Source organism: Pseudomonas sp. AMR01 (assembly GCF_041946035.1).
Lineage (GTDB): Bacteria > Pseudomonadota > Gammaproteobacteria > Pseudomonadales > Pseudomonadaceae > Aquipseudomonas > Aquipseudomonas antarctica_B.
The window spans coordinates 33,900-54,674 of sequence record NZ_JAUTYR010000025.1; the positions used below are offsets into that span (position 1 = coordinate 33,900).

Consider the following 20,775-nt stretch of genomic DNA (forward strand, 5'->3'; position numbering starts at 1 on the left):
TACCCTTGCGGCGCGGGAAATTCCCATGATGTGACGTAAGACCCTCTTACAAAGGCCGTAGTTCTAATCATTGTTAATCCTGAAAAATAAGGCGCCCCATTGCAAAACCCTATCGCTCCCGGTATCAGGGCGTGTAGCGTGACCCAGGGTTTTCGTACCTGCCCACCAGGGGCAGTGAGCGATGGGCAGAGGGACGGGTCATGGCGCAGACGCTGTTTAAACTTTTCCTGACTCAGCGCCTCGCGGCCCTGGCGAGTACGGAATCATTGCGTGCCATTCGTGAAGGGTTGCTGTGGGTCCTGCCATGCCTGCTGGTGTCGGCGGGTTTTCTGATGCTGTCCGAGTGTGCCAGGGCGCTGGGCTTTAACCCGCAAGTGGTGGCCTTTTTTTCGGGGCTGCACAACCAGATCAGCTCGGTGATCCCGCTGTTGGTGGCGGCATCAATCGGCTACATGCTGGCCATCCAGCATCGCCTGCCACAATTGCCCGTGGCGTTTTTGTGCCTCGCCCACGTGGTGGTCGCCACGTTTGTCCTGCGCGAGTATCCACGCGCCTCGGCCACTTTCGTGTTGTTCATCGCCATCGCATCCCCATTGATCAATGTGCCAGCGATTGCCTGGCTGCACCGTTTTCGCTGGACCCGCCTGGTCAATGAAGACCTGGTAGGGCACAACCTGCGCGGCACCATCAATATGGTGGTGCCGGGGGCCATTGCTGCGCTGTGCCTGGTGGCGCTGTTGTCGTTGCTGTTACAGATTCCCTATGTGGCGCAACTGCAGGGGCCGCAGGTACTCGACGCGCTGCAATCGCCTTACGGCAGTGGTTTGTTTGTAACCCTGATGAATTCGCTGCTGTGGTTCTTTGGTATCCATGGCGTGTATGCCATGCAGCCGTTGTTCGATGTGCTGGATCAGGCCGTGGCACTCAATGGCGCCGCACTGGCCGCCGGTGAGCCAGCCAAGTACCTGCTCAACGGCGGCCTGCTGGGCTGTTTTGCATTTATCGGCGGCTCGGGCGGGGCGTTGTGCCTGTTGGTGGCAGTGCTGTTGTTTTCCAGGAGCCAGTCCATGCGCCTGCTGGCGATGGCCAGTTTGCCGCTGTCTTTATTCAATGTCAGCGAGGTGCTGCTGTTCGGCCTGCCGATCATTCTTAACCCGCGCTTGTTCATTCCGTTTCTGCTGGTGCCGGCGCTTAACGCGACGGTGGCCTTGACGGTGGTACAACTGGGATGGGTCTCGCCAGCCGTCACCAGCGTACCGTTTACCTCGCCGGTGCTGCTCAACGCCTACCTCAGTACCCATGGCGATGTGGCTGCCGTGGTGCTGCAAGTGCTGCTGTTGGGCCTCGGGACTTTGGTGTATGCACCCTATGTTCGGGCGATCCATCGCCAGCCCGGCGAAGGCGGCACGGTGTACCTCAAGTCGCTGGACATGACCTTTCGCGGCCTCGAAGAGAAGGGGCGCTTGCTCGAATTGGACCCGGTGCTGGCCTCCCACAAGATCCTCGCGCGTCAGGCCAGCGAACTGAGCCACATCCAGCAGATCTGCGACTACGAGTTCTACCTCGAATTTCAGCCGCAGGTTTCCACCCGCACCGGCCTGTGCACGGGTTGCGAAGCTCTGATGCGTGCCCGGGACAATCAGGGCACGGTGCACTCACCCTGGGAGTTCCTGCAATGGCTGGCCCAGGCGCGGCTGATGCCCGACGTCGACGTGTGGGTCGCCTCCCAGGCCGTGCGCCAGTATCAGAAGTGGCAGAAGGCTGGCTTCGCCTTGCCGATGACCATCAATATTTCCAGCGCTACCCTGACGAACGCCGCCTATGGCGATCGCCTGGTGGACATCCTCGCCCAGGCCCATGGTCAGGTGTCGGTGGAAATCACTGAAGACGCGCTGGTCAGTGACGTGCCAGCCACACGCCAGACCATCCAGAAACTCCAGGCCATTGGCGCCAAAGTGTATATCGACGACTTCGGCACCGGTTTTTCCGCACTGAGCTATCTGCACCAGTTTCCGGTGGACTTCATCAAGATCGACCGCAGTTTTGTGGTGGCTCAGCACGATCCAAAAGGCGCCCTGGTACTGACTGGCATGCTGCGCTTTTGCGAGGCGCTGAACCTGGGCGTGGTGGTTGAGGGCGTAGAAACCGCCGAGCAACTGGCGTTCTTGAATACCGGTACTGAGCTGTTTATTCAGGGCTGGTATTTCAGCAAGGCGCTGCCTGGCGATCAGGTGCCAGGCTTTGTGCGCGAGCGTGAGCAGGCCGCTCGCTAGGGCAAGACGCGGCGGCGTTGCACCCTGGCGCGGGGGGAGAAGGTCAAAATCATCGTGGGCTAAGTCCTCTGTGGGAGCCGGGCTTGCCCGCGGTTGAGGGTTAGACCGAGATAACTTCAACCCAACGTTCTTCTTTAGCCGACACGCGAATCGCCGTGGCCAGCCGCTCCACTTCCCAGGCCGACTCAAAATCCGTGCCGTCGGCGCCTTGGCCTGCCAGTGCCATGATCAACTCGTGTACCTCCAGCGTCTTCAGTTCGTTGTACCCCAGCTGATGGCCTGCGGCCGGACTGAAGGCCGCATAGCCGGGCAAGGCAGGGCCAGCCAGCAGCAATTGGAAGCCCGGCTGGCCGGCGCGATACAGGCGCAGTTCATTCAAACGCTCCTGATCGAACGCCAGCGTGCCTTGGGTGCCGCTGATCTCAAAGCTCAAGTGGTTCTTGTAGCCATGCTTGACCCAACTGCTGCTCACCGTGCCGCGCGCGCCATTGGCAAAGCGCAGCAGGGCGTGTACCTGATCGTCAACCGTGATCGCGCGCATGTCGTGGCTGCCAGCGCTCGACGGGCGCTGTTTATGCACGGTCTGGGTGTCGCCACACACATGTTGCACATCACCCACCAAATAGCGGGCCATGGCCAGCAAGTGGCTGCCAAGGTCGGCGAGGGTGCCGCCTGCGTGGTCCGCTTCACAGCGCCAGGCCCAGGGCGTTGCCGGGTTGGCCATGAAGTCTTCGCTGTTTTCGCCTTGAAAGCTGATGATCTCGCCCAGCTCGCCACTGGCAATCATCTGGCGCGCCCAGCCGATCATCGGGTTGTGCTGATAGTTGTAGCCCACCCGCGTGACCACGCCGGCGGCGCTCGCGGCGCGGCGCATGGCGTCGGCTTGCTCCAGGCTGACGGCCAGGGGTTTTTCGCAATACACCGCTTTGCCCGCCGCGATCGCAGCCATGGCCATGGGGTAGTGCAGGTGATTGGGTGTGGTGATCGCCACGACGTCGACCGCCGGGTCGTCGATCAATGTTTGCCAGTCGCCATGGGCCCTGGCAAACCCCCAGGCGGTGGCGCAACGACTGGCGCGCTCGGTGTCGGCATCGGCCAGGGCGGCGAGCTTGAGGTGTACCGGCAGTTCAAATACCGCCCGAGCGTTATTGAAGGCCAACGCATGGGCGCGCCCCATGAAGCCTGTGCCAATCAAGCCGATTCCGAGTTCACGCATCGCCGTGGTCCTTTGAATTATTGTTGTTAAGAGGTCTATTAATGGAATAAAAATTCTCTAAATTCAATAGATGGAAAATAAATTCATTTGCGCGCTGCCAATCATCCTGACGAATGCAGCTATATTCAGGTTGTGACGAAAGGCCATCAGTTAACAAAAGATAACGTAGCGCCGATTGTCAGACGATTCGAAAGCCCGATAGGATGGCCCCTGCTTCCTCCAGGCGCTCTAGATTGCAGGTTTCAGAGCCCGGGAAGGCGAGACGACCTAACAATAATAAATGGGGAGAAAGGTCTATGAGTGAGCCTGTCATGGGTTGGGTTGTTTGCCGCCCACGCGCCGCACGCAGGGTTGCGTTGCTGGCCACAGCGCTCTCGCTGTTCGCAGGTGCCGTGTTGACGACGCCCGTGTTGGCAGCCAGCGATCCCGCCGCTGCGCCGGCGTTTGCGATTGAATCCCCCAAGGCCGCCAAAGGCCTGATGATTGACGTGGTCCATGCCGGCAAGCGCCTCGTGGCGGTCGGTGACCGCGGGCACATCCTCTATTCCGACGACAATGGCGGCACCTGGGCCCAGGCCAAAGTCCCCACCCGCCAGCTGCTTACGGCGGTATTTTTCGTCGATGACAAACACGGTTGGGCCGTGGGCCATGATGCGCAAATTCTTGCCAGCACCGATGGCGGCGCCACCTGGACCCAGCAATATCAAGACCTCAAACGCGAAGCGCCGTTGCTCGACATCTGGTTCAAAGACGCCGAACACGGCCTGGCCGTGGGCGCCTATGGCGCGTTGATCGAAACCACCGACGGCGGCAACACCTGGGCAGACGTCAGCGACCGCCTCGACAACGAAGACCAGTTTCACCTCAATGCCATCGCCCACATTAATGACGCCGGGCTGTTCATCGTGGGTGAGCAGGGCAGCATGTTCCGCTCCAGCGACGACGGCCAGACCTGGGAAAAACTCGAAGGCCCCTACGAGGGCTCGCTGTTTGGCGTGATCAGCACGTCGCAACCGCAAACCCTGCTGGCGTATGGCCTGCGCGGCAATCTTTATCGCTCCACGGATTTCGGTAGCACCTGGCAACAGGTCGAGTTGAACGCGGCGCGCGGTGCCCTGGAATTTGGTTTGTCGGGCGCCACGTTGCTCGATGACGGTTCCATCGTGGTCGTCGGTAACGGCGGCAGCGTGGTGGTCAGCCATGATGATGGCCAGACCTTCAGCGTGTTCAATCGCCCGGACCGGATCTCACTGTCAGCGGTGACTTCGGCTGGCAATGGCAACTTGATTCTGGCTGGGCAGGGTGGGGTTCGCATTGCTGCGCCCACCGGCGCCGAACCGACAAAACAATAAGAAGGCGGGGAATCAATGAGCAGTCATCACAACGATAAAGCGACTTTTCTTGAGCGCCTGATCTTCAACAACCGCCCGGCAGTGATCGTCATCTGCCTGTTGGTGAGTATTTTCCTGTTCTGGCAGGCGACCTTGATTCGCCCGTCCACCAGCTTTGAAAAGATGATCCCCCTCAAGCACCCCTTCATCGAAAAGATGATGGAACACCGTAACGACTTGGCGAACCTGGGCAACACGGTGCGCATCTCGGTGGAGGCCAAGGACGGCGACATTTTCAGCAAGGCATACATGGAGACCCTGCGTCAGATCAACGACGAGGTGTTCTACATCTCCGGCGTTGATCGCTCAGGCCTCAAGTCGCTGTGGAGCCCCAGCGTGCGCTGGACCGAAGTGACCGAAGAAGGCTTTGCCGGCGGTGAAGTGATCCCGCAAAGCTACAACGGTTCGCCGGAAAGCCTCGATCAACTGCGCAATAACGTGCTTAAGTCCGGCCAGGTCGGGCGCCTGGTGTCCAACGACTTCAAATCGAGCATCGTCGATATTCCGCTGCTGGAGTCCTACCCGGACCCGCAGGATCAGGGCAAGTTGCTGGCCCTGGATTACCGCAAGTTTTCCCATGAACTCGAAGACAAGATTCGCGACAAGTTTGAAGCGCAAAACCCCAACATCAAGATCCACATCGTCGGTTTCGCCAAGAAGGTCGGCGACCTGATCGATGGCCTGGTGATGGTGGTGCTGTTCTTCGGCATCGCTTTTGTTATCACACTGGTTCTGCTGCTGTGGTTCACCAACTGCCTGCGCAGCACCATCGCCGTGTTGAGCACGACACTGGTGGCGGTGGTCTGGCAATTGGGGCTGATGCACTTTTTTGGTTTCGGCCTCGATCCGTATTCGATGCTGGTGCCGTTCCTGATTTTCGCCATCGGTATTTCCCACGGCGTACAGAAGATCAACGGCATTGCGCTGCAATCCAGTGAGGCCGATAACGCACTGACGGCGGCGCGACGGACGTTCCGGCAGCTGTTCTTGCCGGGGATGATCGCCATCCTCGCTGATGCCGTGGGTTTTATTACGCTGTTGATCATCGACATCGGCGTGATCCGCGAACTGGCCATTGGTGCTTCCATCGGCGTGGCGGTGATCGTGTTCACCAACCTGATCCTGCTGCCCGTGGCGATCTCCTACGTGGGCATCAGCAAGCGTGCCATCGCCAAGAGCAAAAAAGACGCACACCGCGAACACCCGTTCTGGCGCCTGCTGTCCAAATTCGCCAGCCCTAAAGTGGCGCCAGTCTCGATTTTGCTGGCCCTGATCGCCTTCGGTGGTGGCCTCTGGTATAGCCAGAACCTGAAGATCGGCGACCTCGACCAGGGCGCGCCGGAACTGCGCCCCGACTCGCGCTACAACAAGGACAACAACTTCATCATCAATAACTACTCCACCAGCTCTGACGTATTGGTGGTGATGGTCAAGACCAAGCCCGAAGGCTGCTCGCGTTATGAAGCCATGGCGCCGATTGACCAATTGATGTGGAAGATGCAAAACACCGAAGGCGTGCAGTCGGCGATCTCGCTGGTGACCGTGTCCAAACAGATGATCAAGGGCATGAACGAGGGCAACCTGAAATGGGAAACCCTGTCGCGTAACCCCGACGTGCTGAACAACTCCATCGCCCGCGCCGATGGCTTGTACAACAACAATTGCTCGCTGGCGCCAGTGCTGGTGTTCCTCAACGACCACAAGGCCGAAACCCTCGACCGCGCTGTGCATGCGGTGCAGGATTTTGCCAGGGAAAACAACAAGGATGGCCTGGAGTTTATCCTCGCCGCTGGTAACGCTGGGATCGAAGCCGCCACCAACGAGGTGATCAAGGAGTCGGAGTTGACCATTCTGATCCTGGTGTATTTGTGTGTGGCAACGATGTGCATGATCACCTTCCGCTCCTGGGCGGCAACCTTGTGCATTGTGCTGCCACTGGTGCTGACCTCGGTGCTGGGTAACGCGCTGATGGCGTTCATGGGCATCGGTGTCAAGGTGGCGACCTTGCCCGTGGTCGCCTTGGGCGTGGGGATCGGCGTGGATTACGGCATCTATATCTACAGTCGCCTCGAAAGTTTCCTGCGCGCCGGTTTGCCGCTGCAAGAGGCTTACTACCAGACGCTCAAGTCCACCGGTAAAGCCGTGCTGTTCACTGGCCTGTGCCTGGCCATCGGCGTGTGCACCTGGATTTTCTCGGCCATCAAGTTCCAGGCCGATATGGGCCTGATGCTGACCTTCATGCTGCTGTGGAACATGTTCGGCGCGCTGTGGCTGTTGCCGGCGCTGGCGCGGTTTTTGATCAAACCGGAGAAATTGGCAGGGCAGAAGGGCAACTCGTTATTTGCTCACTGACCGTGTTCCCTGTAGGCGCGTGTTCGCACGCACCTACAGGGGCGTTGCTTACAGTTTCAGGAACAACTTTTCGTCCAGCGGCGCCGAAACCCGCGAGCGGATAATCTGCTCCACCAGCCGGTTATTGCCGGCCTCCCTGATCAAGTCTTTTTGGGTCTTGGTGCGTTGGGAGGGGATTTTCAAATGCGCTGCGGTGTAGGTATTACGCACCGCGCCTTTCTCCGGGTAATGAAAATGGGCGTACCACAGTACGTTGATTTTGCCCTTTTCCCGCACCGCATATTCGGTAAAAACATCGCCACTTTTGGTCGGTACATCGCGCTTCACCAGGTTGATATCGACAAACCCGTGGAGCCACAGAAAATCCACGTTTTCCGGTTTCGGCGGTTGCACGAGATAGCCCTCTGCGGTGTGCTGGATCGCCGCATGTTGCAGGTTGTCTGCTGCCGTTTTCCATTGCGCAACCAGGTCGCCTGTTTCCGCCTGGCCGCTATGGTTGGCTTGGGTTTGCCGGGCAACCTCGCGCAGTCTGTCGGCCTGAGCCCGTAGCATGTCATACCAGTCCAGAGGGTTGACGGTGTCCCGGCGTGCGGGGTCGCTGAGTTTGCGCTTCTGGTAGGTAATCGAGGCTTGCAGCTTGTCCGCCTCATCCAGCAGCTGTTGCGCCTCGGCCTTGTACGTTCTGAGCGACTTGGGCGATGGCAGTCGCGGTGCTTGCACACTGGGGCCGCGCACGATCTCCACCCACTCGTGTTGCGAAGGGTGTTCGCTGTAGCTGGCGAGCGGGTTCCCGGTTGCGGGGTCCAGCACGTCAATGATGTCGTTGCGCCCGGCCTCTGCCGGGCGCAGCGTGCCGATCAGGGTCTTTTTGTCGCGGGTATGGAACACCCGCTGGTTGCGCGGTTTGACTCGCCGGTCCGTGCGGCCGGGCGATTCCGGCATCAAGTGCTGCTCTTCGCGAATCACCTGGGCAAGGTCTGCTTCGGCATCGGTGATGATCTCGCCCAAGTGCTGCGTAAACAGGGCGTGGTATTCACCACGAAACAGGTCGGGGCAAGTCTCTTGCAAGTAAATGCTGTCGTTCAATGATTGCTGGTAGGTGCTGATAACGGTCTGTAGCGTGGCTTTGCGTTCCTCAAGTGTGTAGCCCTGATATTCGCGCTGATCACGGAATGCCTGGTTGACCGGCTCGATAGGGGTGTTGCCAAAACGCTTCAAGAAAAACGCAGCGTCAGGCCCACGGCTGGAGGTGCCCCTATTGATACTCAACTCCTTCAGGTTGGTCAGGACACTGAGCCTGGCAGACAGCAAATCAATATCCGGCGGGGTAGTGTAGCGCTCCTTGATGTACTGCTCGGCCTGGTTGGCCCCATAAGGAGAGTCGGCTTTCCACTGTTCGAACAGGGTGTTGATCGACTGTTTGGCCTTCGCCAGGTTTACACGGTTGCGGTATGTGGTTTTGAAGGCCGCGACGGTCGCATCGTAGGCAGGCGCGGATTGCTCTCGAGCGGCTTGAATGATGGTGGCCAAGGGTTCGCCGCTGGCGGTAAATCGATTGCTGACATTGAATAAGCGTCGATGAACATCCTCTATTTCCTCCATCGCTCCCAGCATGCTCCGGTATTCCAGTGAGCGGTTTTGCTTGTACTCGGACACGTCGTCCAACCCGGCAAGCTTCTTCGGCTTGATGCTTTCAACGGTTTTTTCGCCTGCAGCCATAACCGCGTGGCTCAGCGGTTCGATATCGAGTAATTGCTGATCGACCTTCGCTCGCAGCGCATCTGCGGCGCGCCGTTGTTCGGCGTAGCGCGCATCGTAAAGACCGGCCGAGTCGGGGCGGCTTTTCAACTCCCACAGTTTCCTCAGGTTATTGTGGGCATGCTCGTACTCGCCAAGGGTTTCGCCCATTTTTTTCAGGGAGTTGCCGTGAGCTTCCGATGCGTTGAAGCCTTCCAGGAAGTTGCGCCGGTACTCGGCGTCTTTCAGCGCCTTGGCCTGCATGTTTTTGCTGACCGTACGGCCCATCGCACCTTTAGGCATACCGCCCCTTAGTTTCGGGCTGATGTCGAGGCGCCATTGGCCCTGTGCATCGCGTTGAATCGGCGGGCCACTGCGGGTTTTGTCCTGGGCATCGATAATGAACGGCCCGTCGAGGTCCCGAGCGACACGGAACCATTGGCGGTCAATTCGGACGTGTAAATGGCCGTCAATCGAGTACAGCCCTTGAGTGGCGCCCTTGGAAATCGGTTCGCCTGGATGCGCGGGCGTCTGCACAGCAAATGAAGCAATGTGAGCGCGCTGTGTGGCACTCAGATCACGCGAGGCGCTGAACGCGAAGTCGAACGAGCTTCCAGCGGTTTCAATGAATTGGCCAGCCGTTGCCGAGGGCGCTTCCCGAATAATTCCTGGCGCCGTGTTCGCGACAGTGTCAGCGGGACGCACCAACGGCAGAGCCACTTCCGGTCGCTGAGCGAAGGGCAGGGCGCCCAATGGACGTTCGGGTACTGCGGGCGCCGAAGAATGGCTGAGCAGCGTCCCCATGTTCACCAACAGGTCCACTATGGCAGCCGTGGGGTCAGGGTTACCTGGATCGCTGGCGCGTTGTATGTCGTTGTCGACCGCCGCCATCTGCAACAGCCAACCTACCATCGCGCCCGGGCCACGCAGCACCGGCAGCAAGCTGTTGAATAATAGCCAGCCCAGCTCTTTGTGGGAGGCCCAGCGGCTTTCGGTGTCGGAGGCGGACTGGTCTTTGGCGAGTGAGACCAGGCTGTGGGCATTGGCGCTGAACAGGTGTTTCATCAGGTCGCCGCCGCCAAAGGCTCGCTGCAACCTGGCGGCGGCAGCGTAGCCGTCGACGGCGAGTCTGGTGGGCGCAGGTGTCTGGGGGGCGTCAAACTCGTTGAATACGCTGTAGTGGGCGATATGCGGCGTGTGGAAACCGCCATTGCCATACACCGCCCGGGTTTTGGCGTCGGGCAACCAGGCAAGAATGCTTTGTTGCAGCGGGCCCGATTGCTGGATGGCGGTCAGCAGTGCTTCGCGGCTGGCAAACTCCTGCAAGGGCGGCGAAAGCTGGGGTCGATAGAGAATGTGCGGGCCTTTTTGCGGATCGTGCGGTTCGATCAGGAACATGTTGTCGACCACATCGGGTGTAGCGCCCGGCTTACGCAGGAATGCCAGGGGGCGAACGGTGATGTCTGCACCGTCAAGCGTTCGCGGCCCCGCGCCCGGTCGCACGGCCGCTTCGATCAATTGGCAGCCACGCGCGGTGAGGCCATTTTCGCCGCGCAGCTTGAACTCCATAGCTTGCATAGTGAGCTGCACAGGTACTTGCTCGCTGAACAGCGCCTGGCGTTCGCGGCTTTGCGCGGTATCGCCGAGCAGATGGGTTTCAAGCAACGCCGGGTAGTGTTTTCCAATGTCGACGAGGCTGATGAGGTCCTTGAGCTGTTGGGCCATCTTCGGATCAGTCACCGGCACGCCCCGCAGGCGGATATCCATCGCGCCTTTGGGCAAACCGGCGAGGTTTTCCAGGGCCATTTGCACCAGGCTCATTTTGACCGGCTCGATGTAGCCACCGCCGAGGGTGCCGACCGGCACTTTGAATGTAATTTCCAGGTCTTTGGCACGGTAGCCTTTGGCTGCCAGTTGCGCGTCCAGCTGTTGTTCGGCGTACGTGTGAAGATCCGGGATGTCGGTCAGAAAGTTTCGACCGTTGCTACGTTGCACACTGCTTGCCAGCGCGAGTGCGTGCTGTCGATAGGTGAACCGGTCAGCGCCACTGGCGCGTTTGAGCCAGTCAGGCAGCGTTCGCGCCAGGGGTTCCAGCACCGCCGATGGGGCATGCAAGGCGCCGCTGAACCAGGGTGCGGTGGCACTCGCCTGGGAAAACAACTGTTCGAGTTCCTCGACACTGGCATGCGTCGGCAGCTGGATTGCCTCGATATTTTGCAATTGCCGATCAAGAAGAATGGCGGCCTGGGTATCAAAGATGGAACCGTCGGGTGCAGATCGTTTCCACACCATTTGATCAAACACAAAGTCTTTGTTGAGTTGACGCTCCCACGCCTGGGCGAACGTTTCCCGGGAAGAGTAGGGCGTGACCACGCCTGCCGCGGACGCGTGCAGCACTACTTGTCGGCCGTTGACCTGACGAGTAATCAGCAGGTCGGGGCTCAGGACTGTGGCGGTTTTACCGGCTTCGCTGAGTGTGGAATCCACGATGAAGACTTGCGCGGCTGAGTCGCCCAGCGCTGCGGCGCGCTCTGCCGGGTCGGGGTAGCGTGTGACTTGATCCAGCGTCTGGCGCTGCAGGTCATCCAGGCCGGGCTGCTTGAGGGCTGCGATGCGCAGGGTATTTTGCAAAGTGTCGCTGAGCCATGACCACTGGCTGACCGGCGACGCAGATGAACTGAATGCGTTTTTTGCCCAATACTGACTCAGTGCATCGGCGAATGCCGGCTTGAGCAGCGGGCGCAGGTTCTGGATAGCTATTTCCAGGGTTTGCATGCCTAAAGGCATAGCAAGGTGGCCGCCCGTACCGGTGGTTTTCAGGAGTCTGGATTGCGCGGTATTGATCCATTTGCAGGGCACGCCATGTCGATCGGTGAAATTCAGCTCGGTACCGGAGGCCAGATGCTCGAGTGCCAGGTCCAGCAGAGGGGTCAACTCATACTGCAACGGGTTGGCACTGACGGGTACGGCCAGTGACGTGTTGGCAATGTCGATTTCGAGCGTGGGGTATTGCGCCTTGAGCGCTTGTGCCAGTAGCTCGGCGACCACTGAACGGACGCTGGGACGACTGGCGAAGTGTTCAGCCACCACCGTTGCGGGTGTATCTGCGGCAACGCGTTGACGCTGAGGCTGAATGCCACGAGGCAATGACTGTGCTCGGGAGGCCGGTGGCTGAACGGGTGTATTGAGCACCGGCGCTTGAGCGGGCGATGGCGACTCGTCCGGCAGTGAAACGACGTAGGCGCGCGGGGTATTTCTAACCGATAGCATGCAAGCGATTCCTTTGCTTGAGGGATAAACCGTACTCCGGGAAAAATACCCGCCCGTGGCCGCATCGGTATCGTCAATGCGTTATCAGGTGTTTCGCATGGGGGCTGCAAACCGAGCGTATGCAGCCATTGGCGCGGGGTTGGGCCGTCTGTTTCGGGGTATTTATGGCGTTGCTGCTGCTGAAAGCGGCGCCGCACCGGCCGTGCTGGGCTATGATTGGCGCTTTCCCGTAGATGATTGACTGCCATGACTGCCGACACCCTGACCGCCGTCCTTTCCACCAGCAACATGCTTGAAATCGATGGGCTGCACGCCTTTGAGTTTGAACTCACCGCAGAACAACTGCGGATCACTGCCATGGACGGCCGTGCTGAAAAACGCTGGTATTTCAGCCTGGAACAGGTGCAGGCCGCCACGTTTGACGGGGACTTGCAAAGCTGGACCCTTACCGGTGATTCGGGCGAGCACCGCCTGATCTGCCTCAGTGCTTTCACCGGCAACAATAACGACGAGGATGAAGCGGATGATGCGTAAATTCTGGCCCCTGCTGATGGCAGGCAGTGTCGGTGCGATGTCGGTTCAGGCCGCACCGGCAGACACTTATGAACTGTTGGTCGGCAGCTACACAGCCGGCACCAGTGAAGGCATCTACCGCCTGCAATTTGACAGTCGCACCGGGCAATTCAGCGGCAAACCGGTACTTGCGGCCAAGACCGCCAACCCGTCCTGGCTGACGATTTCCAAAGACCAGAAGCATCTGTTTGTCGTCAATGAGAACGGCCCGGGTCAGAAAGATCCGGTTGGCCGCGTCAGCAGCTACAGCATTGACCCGCAGAACCATCAACTGACGCTGATTAATCAGGTGCAGAGCCTGGGCAACGAACCGACCCATTCCAGCCTGGCGGCAGATGGGCGTTACCTGTTCGTAGCCAACTATTCGGTGCTGGAAGATCCGGGCGGCAGCCTTGCGGTGTTGCCAGTGGATGCCACCGGCAAGTTATCTGCGCCGGTGCAACTCAGTGGTCACCCGGCCAGCCGCGTGAACCCTGAGCGTCAGGCGTCCAACCATGTGCACTCGGTGGTTTCATCGCCGGATGGCAAATACGTGTTTGTTCAGGACCTGGGTGCAGACAAGATTTTTGCCTACCACTACGACCCCAAGGCCAATCACGAGCAGCCATTGACCCCCGCCGATCCGGCGTCGGTGCAATTGCCACCGGGCAGCGGTCCGCGTCATCTGTTGTTTTCTGCCGATGGCAAGCATGCCTGGCTGAGCACCGAGATGAGCGCCCATATCGCGGTGTATGACTACAACGACGGCAAGCTGACCCAGACCCAGCTGGTGGATTTCGCCGCTGGCCAACCGGTGACCGACAAGGCTGGCGCCGCATTGCATGCCTCAAGCGACGGCAAATTCCTCTACGTGAGTAACCGTGGTACCGCTAACCAGTTGCTGGTGTTCAGCATCGACCCGGCCACCGCGCACCTCAAGGAACTGCAACGCCGTTCCGTGGAAGGCGACCACCCGCGCGAGTTCAGCCTGGACCCGAGTGGCAAGTTCCTGCTGATCGCCAACCAGAAAAGCAATGAAATTGTGGTGGTTGAACGCGACCCCAAAACCGGCCTGCTCGGCAAAACCGTGCAGAAATTGGCGATTGATGCCCCTAGTGACCTCAAGTTCCTGGTGCGTCAATAAGCCACAGGCCCCGCAGTGCGGGGCCTGAGCCTGTCTATTAATTCTATTAATAGCGGCTAATGTTTCAAAGCATTTCTAAGGTGCTGCCCTCGGGCGTAAGTTTGGTTCCAAGGCCTTCCCCGGCCACTCAACCAAACGAACACAAGGGTTACCGACATGAACTTCAATCTTTTCTCGATCATCGCCGCTTCTGCTGTCTCCGCCACCGTGGCATTGCCAGCCGCTGCCAGCGTTGATGTCAGCGGTAAAAAGTCCAGCACCAGTGCTTACACCCAGAAATACCTGCAACAAAGCGCCAACTTCTACGCCGCTCTGGACCACAAAATTCAGCAGTGAGCTTGAATCAAGCGACGGTCAACTGTGGGAGCTGGCTTGCCTGCGATGCAATCGACTCGGTGTTTCAGTTGGATCGAGTTGTCGGCATCGCAGGCAAGCCAGCTCCCACAGTTGATTGTGTTGCGCTCAGGGCTTTGCCATCACTGCGATGAACAATGGCGATTCCAGAAAGCGCTGTAGCCAGGCTTGCAGTCGCAGGTACGGCGCCCCGGCAAACCATTCGCGATCCACATGTGCGAACTGCCGTACAAACGGTGCCAGCGCCACATCTGCCAGGCTCACATGCTCGGCGAGCAAATAGTCCCGCTGCGCCAGCAACCCCTCCAGCTTCTGCAAAAACACCTCGCCCTCGGCCCGATACGCTTCCATCGGCTGTTCGGGGTAGCGTTCGGCGTACTTGTATCGATTCAAATGATACTTGAAGCACTGATCATTCTCGGCGATCAGCGCCAGCACCGCAGGGTCGCCTTGCAGCAACCAGTTCTCTGGATCGTGCTGCGCCAGCGCCCATTGCATAATCTCCAGGCTTTCCTCAATCACCACACCGCCCACGCTCAGCACCGGCACTGTGCCTTTGGGCGACAGTGCCAACATCTCGGCTGGCTTGGCCCTGAGGCTCACTTCGACGACTCGCACGGCGACCCCTGAGTAGCGCAAGGCCAACCGCGCCCGCATTGCATACGGGCAGCGCCGAAACGAATACAGCAGGGCTTCGTTCACTTAACCTCCAGGGTGCTCAAGCCGTTGCCCTGGCGTTTGACCTGAATTTGCACCGGGATGCGTTCGTGCATTTCCTGCACGTGGGAAATCACCGCCACCTTGCGACCCTGGGCCTGCAGCCCTTCGAGCGCGTCCATCGCCAGTTGCAACGACTCGGGGTCCAGGCTGCCGAAACCTTCGTCGATAAACAGCGACTCGATCTTCAGGGTGCTGGAGGCCATCGATGCCAAACCCAGCGCCAGCGCCAGCGACACCAGGAACGTCTCACCGCCTGAGAGCGAATGCACCGAGCGCAGTTCATCGCCCATTTCCGTGTCCATCACCAGCAGCCCGAGCATGCTGCCGCCCCGTTTGAGGCGGTAGCGGCGCACCAGTTGGCGCAATTGCACGTTGGCGTGATGCACCAACAGGTCGAGGTTGTAGGCTTGGGCGATCTTGCGGAACGTGTCGCCAGAGGCTGAGCCGATCAGCGCATTGAGCCGTGCCCAGCGCTGCCATTGTTCATAGGCTCTGGCAATTTGCTCGGCCAGCGCATGGTTGGCGTCCTGGCGACGTTGGTCTTCGGATTGGCGGGCGCGCAGCTCGATGATGTGTTTCTCGCCCTCGGCCAATTGCTGATTCAGCGTTGCCAGCGCACTGTCCAGTTGCTCGGCGTCCACGTTACCGTTGTGCAACGCCTGGTGGTCAGCGAGGCGCTGTTCGCGCTCTTGCAGCAGGACGTTGGCTTGCTCGACGGCTTTCTCGCTGCTGTGCACGTGTTGGCGCAGCTCATTGACCTGGGCGTCATCGAAGGCCAGCAGGCGGGAGAGACCGTCGTCGTCCAGTTCAGGGTGTTGGGCGCGCCACTCTGTGATTCGGGTTTCCAGGGTTTGTTGCTCGGCGTTCAATGCCTGTTGGCGCTCCTGCTGGGCCTTGAGGTCGGCGGCCAGCTGGATCAGCGTGTTGCGGATTTCCTGCAATTGCCCGTTGGCGTCGGTCTCGCTTTGGCGTGATTGCGCCACGCCAGCGTCGAGTTGCTGCTGCCAGTGTTCGGCACTGGTATGGTTGCCGAGCAGGGCGCCGAGTTTTTCCTGTACAGCCTGTTGCTGCGCCGACAGCTCGGTAACCGCGAGTTGCACGGTGTCCAATTGCTGCTGGCGGTGCTGTTGATTGCTCTGTTCTTTATCGACGGTTTGCTGGCGTTGCTGCTGCTCTTCCAGCTCCTCGCGTTGACGATCAAGCTGTTCACGACGCTGACCGACTTGCTGATCAAGCGCCATGAAGGTGTTGGCCGGATCGCTGCGCATGCCTTCCAGCGTCTCGGCCGGCAGCAAGCCGGTGAAAGCGTTGAGCTCTTCATCAAGACGTTCACGGTCGTTGGCCAGTTCGCGCTGCTGGTCGACCAGCAATTGACGGGCTTGCCCGCTGGCTTCCTGGGCGGCGTGCAGTTGCTGCTGCAGGCGCCCGGCATTTTGTTGCAGGTTGAGCAGCGCGCCTTGCCGTTGCTCATCCTGGCTGATGTTTTGCGTCAGTTGAGTCAGTTGCTGCGACAGCCAGGCGCTGCGCTTGGCGGCGTCCTGATTGAACAGCGAGGCAGACAGCGGATGCGCCTCAAGGCTCGGCGCCAAGCTTTGCTGTTGAACCGCCAACTGTTCCTGCTGTTGCAGAAACTCCTTCTGTTGAGCGATCAAGCCACCGACTTCACCGCGCAGGTCGGTGAGTTTTTCCTTAAGGGTATCGACGGCCTTCTGCGCCGTGGCCTCTTCGTTTTCGTCATGGCGGCCGAGGCTCTGTAACAGGGCCTCCGGCTGATGATAGGGATGCTCGTGGCTGCCACACACCGGGCAGGGCTGGTCATCCTGCAACTGCTCGCGCAGTTCCTCGACGCTAGCGCTGCGGGCCAGCCGCTGGCGCTCCAGCAATTGCTTGGTCACCGTCAGGGTTTGTTCGGCAACGGCCAGTTCGGCTTTGGTTTGCAGGCCGCTCTGGTTGAGTTTTTCGCGCTGTTGCTGAGCGTCTGCGAGCTTCTGGGTCAACGAGGCCGCGTGTTGATCCAGCTGTTGTTGGCTGTCCCACAGGCGCGTGAGTTCTTCGAACGCGCGCTGCTGCTTGCGATTGTCTTGCAGCAGGCTGGCCAGCAACTGGATTTGTTCGGCCACGGCATGGGGCTCGGCACCGGCTTCTTGATACAGCACCTCCAGCGCCTCGCGCTGCTGGGCAAACTGTTCGGCGGCGGCGTTTGCGCGGTGTTCAAGCTGCGGCAGTTCGGCCTGGCCCTTGTTGAGGCGATTGCCGATCAGCATCAGTTGTTGCAGTCGGTCGCGATAGGCCGTCCAGGCATCGCTGAGCGGCGCCAGGGCGGCGCTGCGCTCAAGCTCGACGGCCAGGCGTTGCAGGCGCTCGGCAACTTCGGTTTGCTTGTGCTGCAAGCCTTTGAGCAAGGCCTGGCCTTCGACGCAGGCGGCTTCCTGTTGCTGTTTCTCCTCGCTGCGCTTGGCCAGTTCCTTGTTCAAGTGGGCGAGGGTGTTTTGTTCTTCAAACGCCTGGCGCAGCAACGGCACGGCGTCGGCCTGATTTTTCAGGGCGTCGGCCAGTGCCGTCTGCGCCGCCGATAGCTGCTGTTGTGCCTGTTCCTGCCGGGTAAGCAGCGTGGTTTGCTGCTCAATGTGCTGTTGAATCTGTGCGGCGAGGGGCGTGAGCAAGGTGCCGAGTTCGGCCTGACGCGCAAAGTGATGGCGTTGTGGTGCCAGTTGGTCCAGACGGCTCAGGTCCTGACGTTGCTGGCCCTGTTGCTCCCAATCGGCCTGCGCCCGTTGTAGCTGTTCGGTTGCGCTGAGCTGGCGATCCTGCCATTCGCGCAGTTCCTTGAGCCAGGTGTGCTGCAGCTCCAGCTGTTTAAGTTGCGCTTGCTGGGTTTTGAACTGCTGCTGAGCCTCGGCCAATTGCTGATCCAGTTCGGCGCGGGCTTCGGCGGCCAAGGGCACCACGCCGGTGGCCTGGTCTTGCAGCTGCTTGTGGGCGTCCCTGGCATCTTTGGCCTTGTCGAACGCGCGGCGACCGAGCTGCGTATACAGCGCTGTGTCCGTGAGCTTTTCCAGCAGTTCGCTGCGCTCATTGTCGTTGGCTTTGAGGAAGGCACTGAACTCACTTTGCGCCAGCAGCACCGCGCGGGTGAACTGCTCGAAGTTCAGGCCCAGAGCCAGTTCCAGCTGGGTTTTGTATTCGGTTTTCTGGCTGGCGAGCAATTGGTCGCTGTCCAGATCGATCAGGCTTTGCCGGCTGTTTTGCAGCTTGCCGCTGGCCTTGTCGCGGGCGCGGTTGGCTTCCCAGCGCGCACGGTAGCGACGCCCGCTGACGCCGACAAAATCCACTTCGGCATAACCGCCGCCGGTGCCACGGCGCAGCAATGTGCGCGGGTCGCCAATCGAAATGTCGCTGTCGGCATCCTGCATCTTGGCCTGGCCGGTGTCGCCCAAGCGTGGCACAGCGCCGAACAACGCCAGGCACAGCGCGTCGAGCAGGGTGCTTTTACCGGCGCCGGTGGGCCCGGTGATCGCGAACAGCCCGGCGCTGGCCAAGGGCTCGGCGGTAAAGTCGATCTCGAACGGGCCTGCGAGGGAGGCGAGGTTTTTCAGGCGGATGGCGAGAATCTTCATGGCTGTTCCTCCTCCTGTTGCACTTCCTGGAGCAGCACGGCGAAGTCCTTCAAGGTTTGTTCATCCACTTCACTGCCGTAACTGTCCTGCCAGGCGCGGCTGAACAATTCCTGGGGCGTGAGCTGGTCGAGTTCGATCAAGCGCTCTTCGTCCGTGGCGTCGCTGCCGCGTTTACCCGCGTACTCGGCGGCGATACGCACCAGGCGCACGGCCTTGCCTTGCAGGGCGCTTTCGATTTGTTGGCGCAGGTCCGGTTGCGGTTCGTCGAGGCGCACGCGCACTTCAAGCCACGGGTGGCGTTGGGTCTCGGCCAGCAGGTCGACATCGGGCAAGTCGGCCAGTTGTTTGAGAATGTCCGCCAGCGGCGCAGCGTCCAGGCGTTGCAGGTTGACCGAGCGCGGAATCAACAGCGGTTCGACGCCGACGAGTCTTTCGCCCTGAAATGTCACGTCGAGAACCTGATGCTTGTAGCCGATTTCGGAAAACGACAGCGGAATCGGCGACCCGCTGTAGCGAATCCGATCTTCACCGTTGACCTTTTGCGGCTTGTGCAAATGGCCGAGGGCCACATAGCCGACCGTTTTGTCGAACAGCTTGGCGGGCAACGCCTCGGCATTGCCGATGATCAGGCTGCGCTCGGAGTCTTCCGATACAGAACCGCCGGCCATGTGCGCATGGCTGATGGCGATCAGTGCCTGGCCTCTTTTGCGCTTGGCATTGGCGGCGCCGATCAACCATTCATGCACCTGGCCAATACCGCGCAGGTAGTCGTCGCCCAAGTGCGCGCCGGTGACTTCGGCCGGGCGCAAAAAGGGCAGTGCCAGGCACCACGCGGCGATCTTGCCTTTGGCGTCGGGCAGCGGGATCAGCAAACGCTCGGCATCCAGTTGGCCATCATCCAGCCACAACACACGGCCCAGCGCATGGGTGCGCAGGCGGCGCATCAACGGCGCCGGCAGCTCGATACGCGAGCCGGAGTCGTGGTTGCCGGCGATCATCACAATCGTCAGTTTCGGGTTTTGTTCGTGGGCGCTGATGATGAAGTCATACAAGCGCTCCTGGGCCTTGAGCGGCGGGTTGACCGTGTCGAAGATATCGCCGGCGATCAGCAATGCGTCCGGGCGCTCGGCCTTTAATTGGCCCAGCAGCCACTCAAGAAAGCAGGCATGTTCGTAGTCGCGTTCCTGGCCGTGCAGGTTTTGCCCAAGGTGCCAATCGGAGGTGTGAAACAGACGCAAGGCGAACTCCGTGGAGAAGATGAAAAGGAGGGGAGTTTACCTGTAAAAGCAGATGCAGTACTTCAGGCAACACAGATCACCTGTGGGAGCGGGCTTGCTCGCGAAGGCGGTGTGTCAGTCAGCACATCTGTTTCTGACACACCGCCTTCGCGAGCAAGCCCGCTCCCACAGGGGTTATGCGGCGTGCAGGCAGTTGAGTGCGCGGTCGGCCAGGGTTTGTGCCTTGTCGATCAGGTGTTCGGTGGCGCCGGCTAGATGGCGTTGATCGCCAAGCAGCTCCTGGGTGGAGACGGCTGCGGTGGCGGCGGCGCAGCGCAACAGGTCGCAGATTTGCGCGAGGGCGTCCTCGAAGCTGAGGTCGTGGTGCACGCTGAAGGAGGGCGGCACGTCGGGTTGCAGGTAATGGCTGAGGGCGCGCTCGAAGATTTCGCGGTCGAGGATGATGCGGGGTGGGTCGGGGACGATTTTTTTCATGAAGAATACCTGCTCAGGTTTGAAGCCATTTTTTCGCCGATCTCACACGTCAAAAAAGGTGGCAGCTATGTGCGGGGTGAGATACCGGAGAGCAGGACCCGGCCAGACCGAAGTCTGCCCGCACACAGCCGCCATAGACGGATGTAGCGCATCAAGTCTGCTTTACACGGGATCTCACACCCGATCGCTGATATGCAGCGACGGAGCGAAGGCTAGCCAGTGAAGTGAGCAGGCGCAAGGCCGTGGGATTGTCTAGGAAACTTCCTGCAAGTTAAAGGGATATGGACTGCTGGCCTTTAACAACGCATGTCCGCCCAGGCAACACAGAACCCATGTGGGAGGGGGCTTGCTCCCGATAGCAGTGGGTCAGCGGTAGATAAGCTGACTGATACACCGCTATCGGGAGCAAGCCCCCTCCCACATGTGATCTGTCGTGT

13 protein-coding genes are annotated in these 20,775 nt (G+C 60.0%); 7 read left to right on the top strand and 6 right to left on the bottom strand.

The window, feature by feature from the left end; genetic code table 11:
- The first annotated feature begins 200 nt into the window (after positions 1-200).
- A complete protein-coding gene (locus Q7C20_RS19730) occupies positions 201-2,273 on the top strand; it encodes an EAL domain-containing protein (RefSeq protein ID WP_375069629.1) in 2,073 nt (690 codons plus the stop codon).
- Positions 2,274-2,373: 100 nt separating this feature from the next.
- Here Q7C20_RS19730 and Q7C20_RS19735 read toward each other — a convergent pair whose 3' ends face one another.
- Positions 2,374-3,489, bottom strand: a complete 1,116-nt coding sequence (locus Q7C20_RS19735) for a Gfo/Idh/MocA family protein (protein ID WP_375069630.1) — start codon at positions 3,487-3,489, stop codon at positions 2,374-2,376.
- Between the two features lie 296 nt (positions 3,490-3,785).
- Between Q7C20_RS19735 and Q7C20_RS19740 the strand changes: the two genes are divergently transcribed.
- Both Q7C20_RS19740 and Q7C20_RS19745 read left to right on the top strand, forming a co-directional pair.
- Complete coding sequence (locus Q7C20_RS19740) at positions 3,786-4,841, top strand: WD40/YVTN/BNR-like repeat-containing protein (RefSeq protein ID WP_375069632.1); 1,056 nt, start codon at positions 3,786-3,788, stop codon at positions 4,839-4,841.
- 15 nt (positions 4,842-4,856) lie between these two features.
- On the top strand, positions 4,857-7,232 hold the full coding sequence (locus Q7C20_RS19745; RefSeq protein WP_375069634.1) for an RND family transporter: 2,376 nt from the start codon (positions 4,857-4,859) through the stop codon (positions 7,230-7,232).
- A gap of 48 nt (positions 7,233-7,280) precedes the next feature.
- Here Q7C20_RS19745 and Q7C20_RS19750 read toward each other — a convergent pair whose 3' ends face one another.
- The gene (locus tag Q7C20_RS19750; protein ID WP_375069636.1) at positions 7,281-12,239 is read right to left on the bottom strand and encodes a dermonecrotic toxin domain-containing protein; all 4,959 of its coding nucleotides are present in this window, start codon (positions 12,237-12,239) and stop codon (positions 7,281-7,283) included.
- A 97-nt stretch (positions 12,240-12,336) separates the two neighbouring features.
- On the opposite strand from Q7C20_RS19750, the gene Q7C20_RS19755 reads away from it, so the two are divergent.
- The 4 genes from Q7C20_RS19755 (at position 12,337) to Q7C20_RS19770 (ending at position 14,271) form a co-directional block, all read left to right on the top strand.
- Positions 12,337-12,480, top strand: coding sequence for a hypothetical protein (locus Q7C20_RS19755; RefSeq protein WP_348060320.1), 144 nt, complete (start codon positions 12,337-12,339; stop codon positions 12,478-12,480).
- Positions 12,481-12,485: 5 nt separating this feature from the next.
- A complete protein-coding gene (locus Q7C20_RS19760; protein WP_375069638.1) occupies positions 12,486-12,773 on the top strand; it encodes a DUF5629 family protein in 288 nt (95 codons plus the stop codon).
- A complete protein-coding gene (locus Q7C20_RS19765; RefSeq protein WP_375069640.1) occupies positions 12,763-13,935 on the top strand; it encodes a lactonase family protein in 1,173 nt (390 codons plus the stop codon). The genes Q7C20_RS19760 and Q7C20_RS19765 overlap by 11 nt, the downstream gene beginning before the upstream one ends.
- 156 nt (positions 13,936-14,091) lie before the next feature.
- On the top strand, positions 14,092-14,271 hold the full coding sequence (locus Q7C20_RS19770) for a hypothetical protein (protein ID WP_048726112.1): 180 nt from the start codon (positions 14,092-14,094) through the stop codon (positions 14,269-14,271).
- 126 nt (positions 14,272-14,397) lie between these two features.
- Here the strand turns inward: Q7C20_RS19770 and Q7C20_RS19775 are convergent, their stop codons facing one another.
- The 4 genes from Q7C20_RS19775 to Q7C20_RS19790 form a co-directional block, all read right to left on the bottom strand.
- The gene (locus tag Q7C20_RS19775) at positions 14,398-14,991 is read right to left on the bottom strand and encodes a glutathione S-transferase (RefSeq protein WP_375069642.1); all 594 of its coding nucleotides are present in this window, start codon (positions 14,989-14,991) and stop codon (positions 14,398-14,400) included.
- The gene (locus tag Q7C20_RS19780; protein WP_375069643.1) at positions 14,988-18,626 is read right to left on the bottom strand and encodes an AAA family ATPase; all 3,639 of its coding nucleotides are present in this window, start codon (positions 18,624-18,626) and stop codon (positions 14,988-14,990) included. Before Q7C20_RS19780 ends, Q7C20_RS19775 begins: the two co-directional genes overlap by 4 nt.
- Entirely contained in the window at positions 18,623-19,864 is a 1,242-nt protein-coding gene (locus Q7C20_RS19785; RefSeq protein WP_348060331.1) for an exonuclease SbcCD subunit D C-terminal domain-containing protein, read from the bottom strand. The genes Q7C20_RS19780 and Q7C20_RS19785 overlap by 4 nt, the downstream gene beginning before the upstream one ends.
- Before the next feature lie 174 nt (positions 19,865-20,038).
- Positions 20,039-20,338, bottom strand: coding sequence for a DUF6124 family protein (locus Q7C20_RS19790; RefSeq protein WP_375069644.1), 300 nt, complete (start codon positions 20,336-20,338; stop codon positions 20,039-20,041).
- Positions 20,339-20,775: the final 437 nt, after the last annotated feature.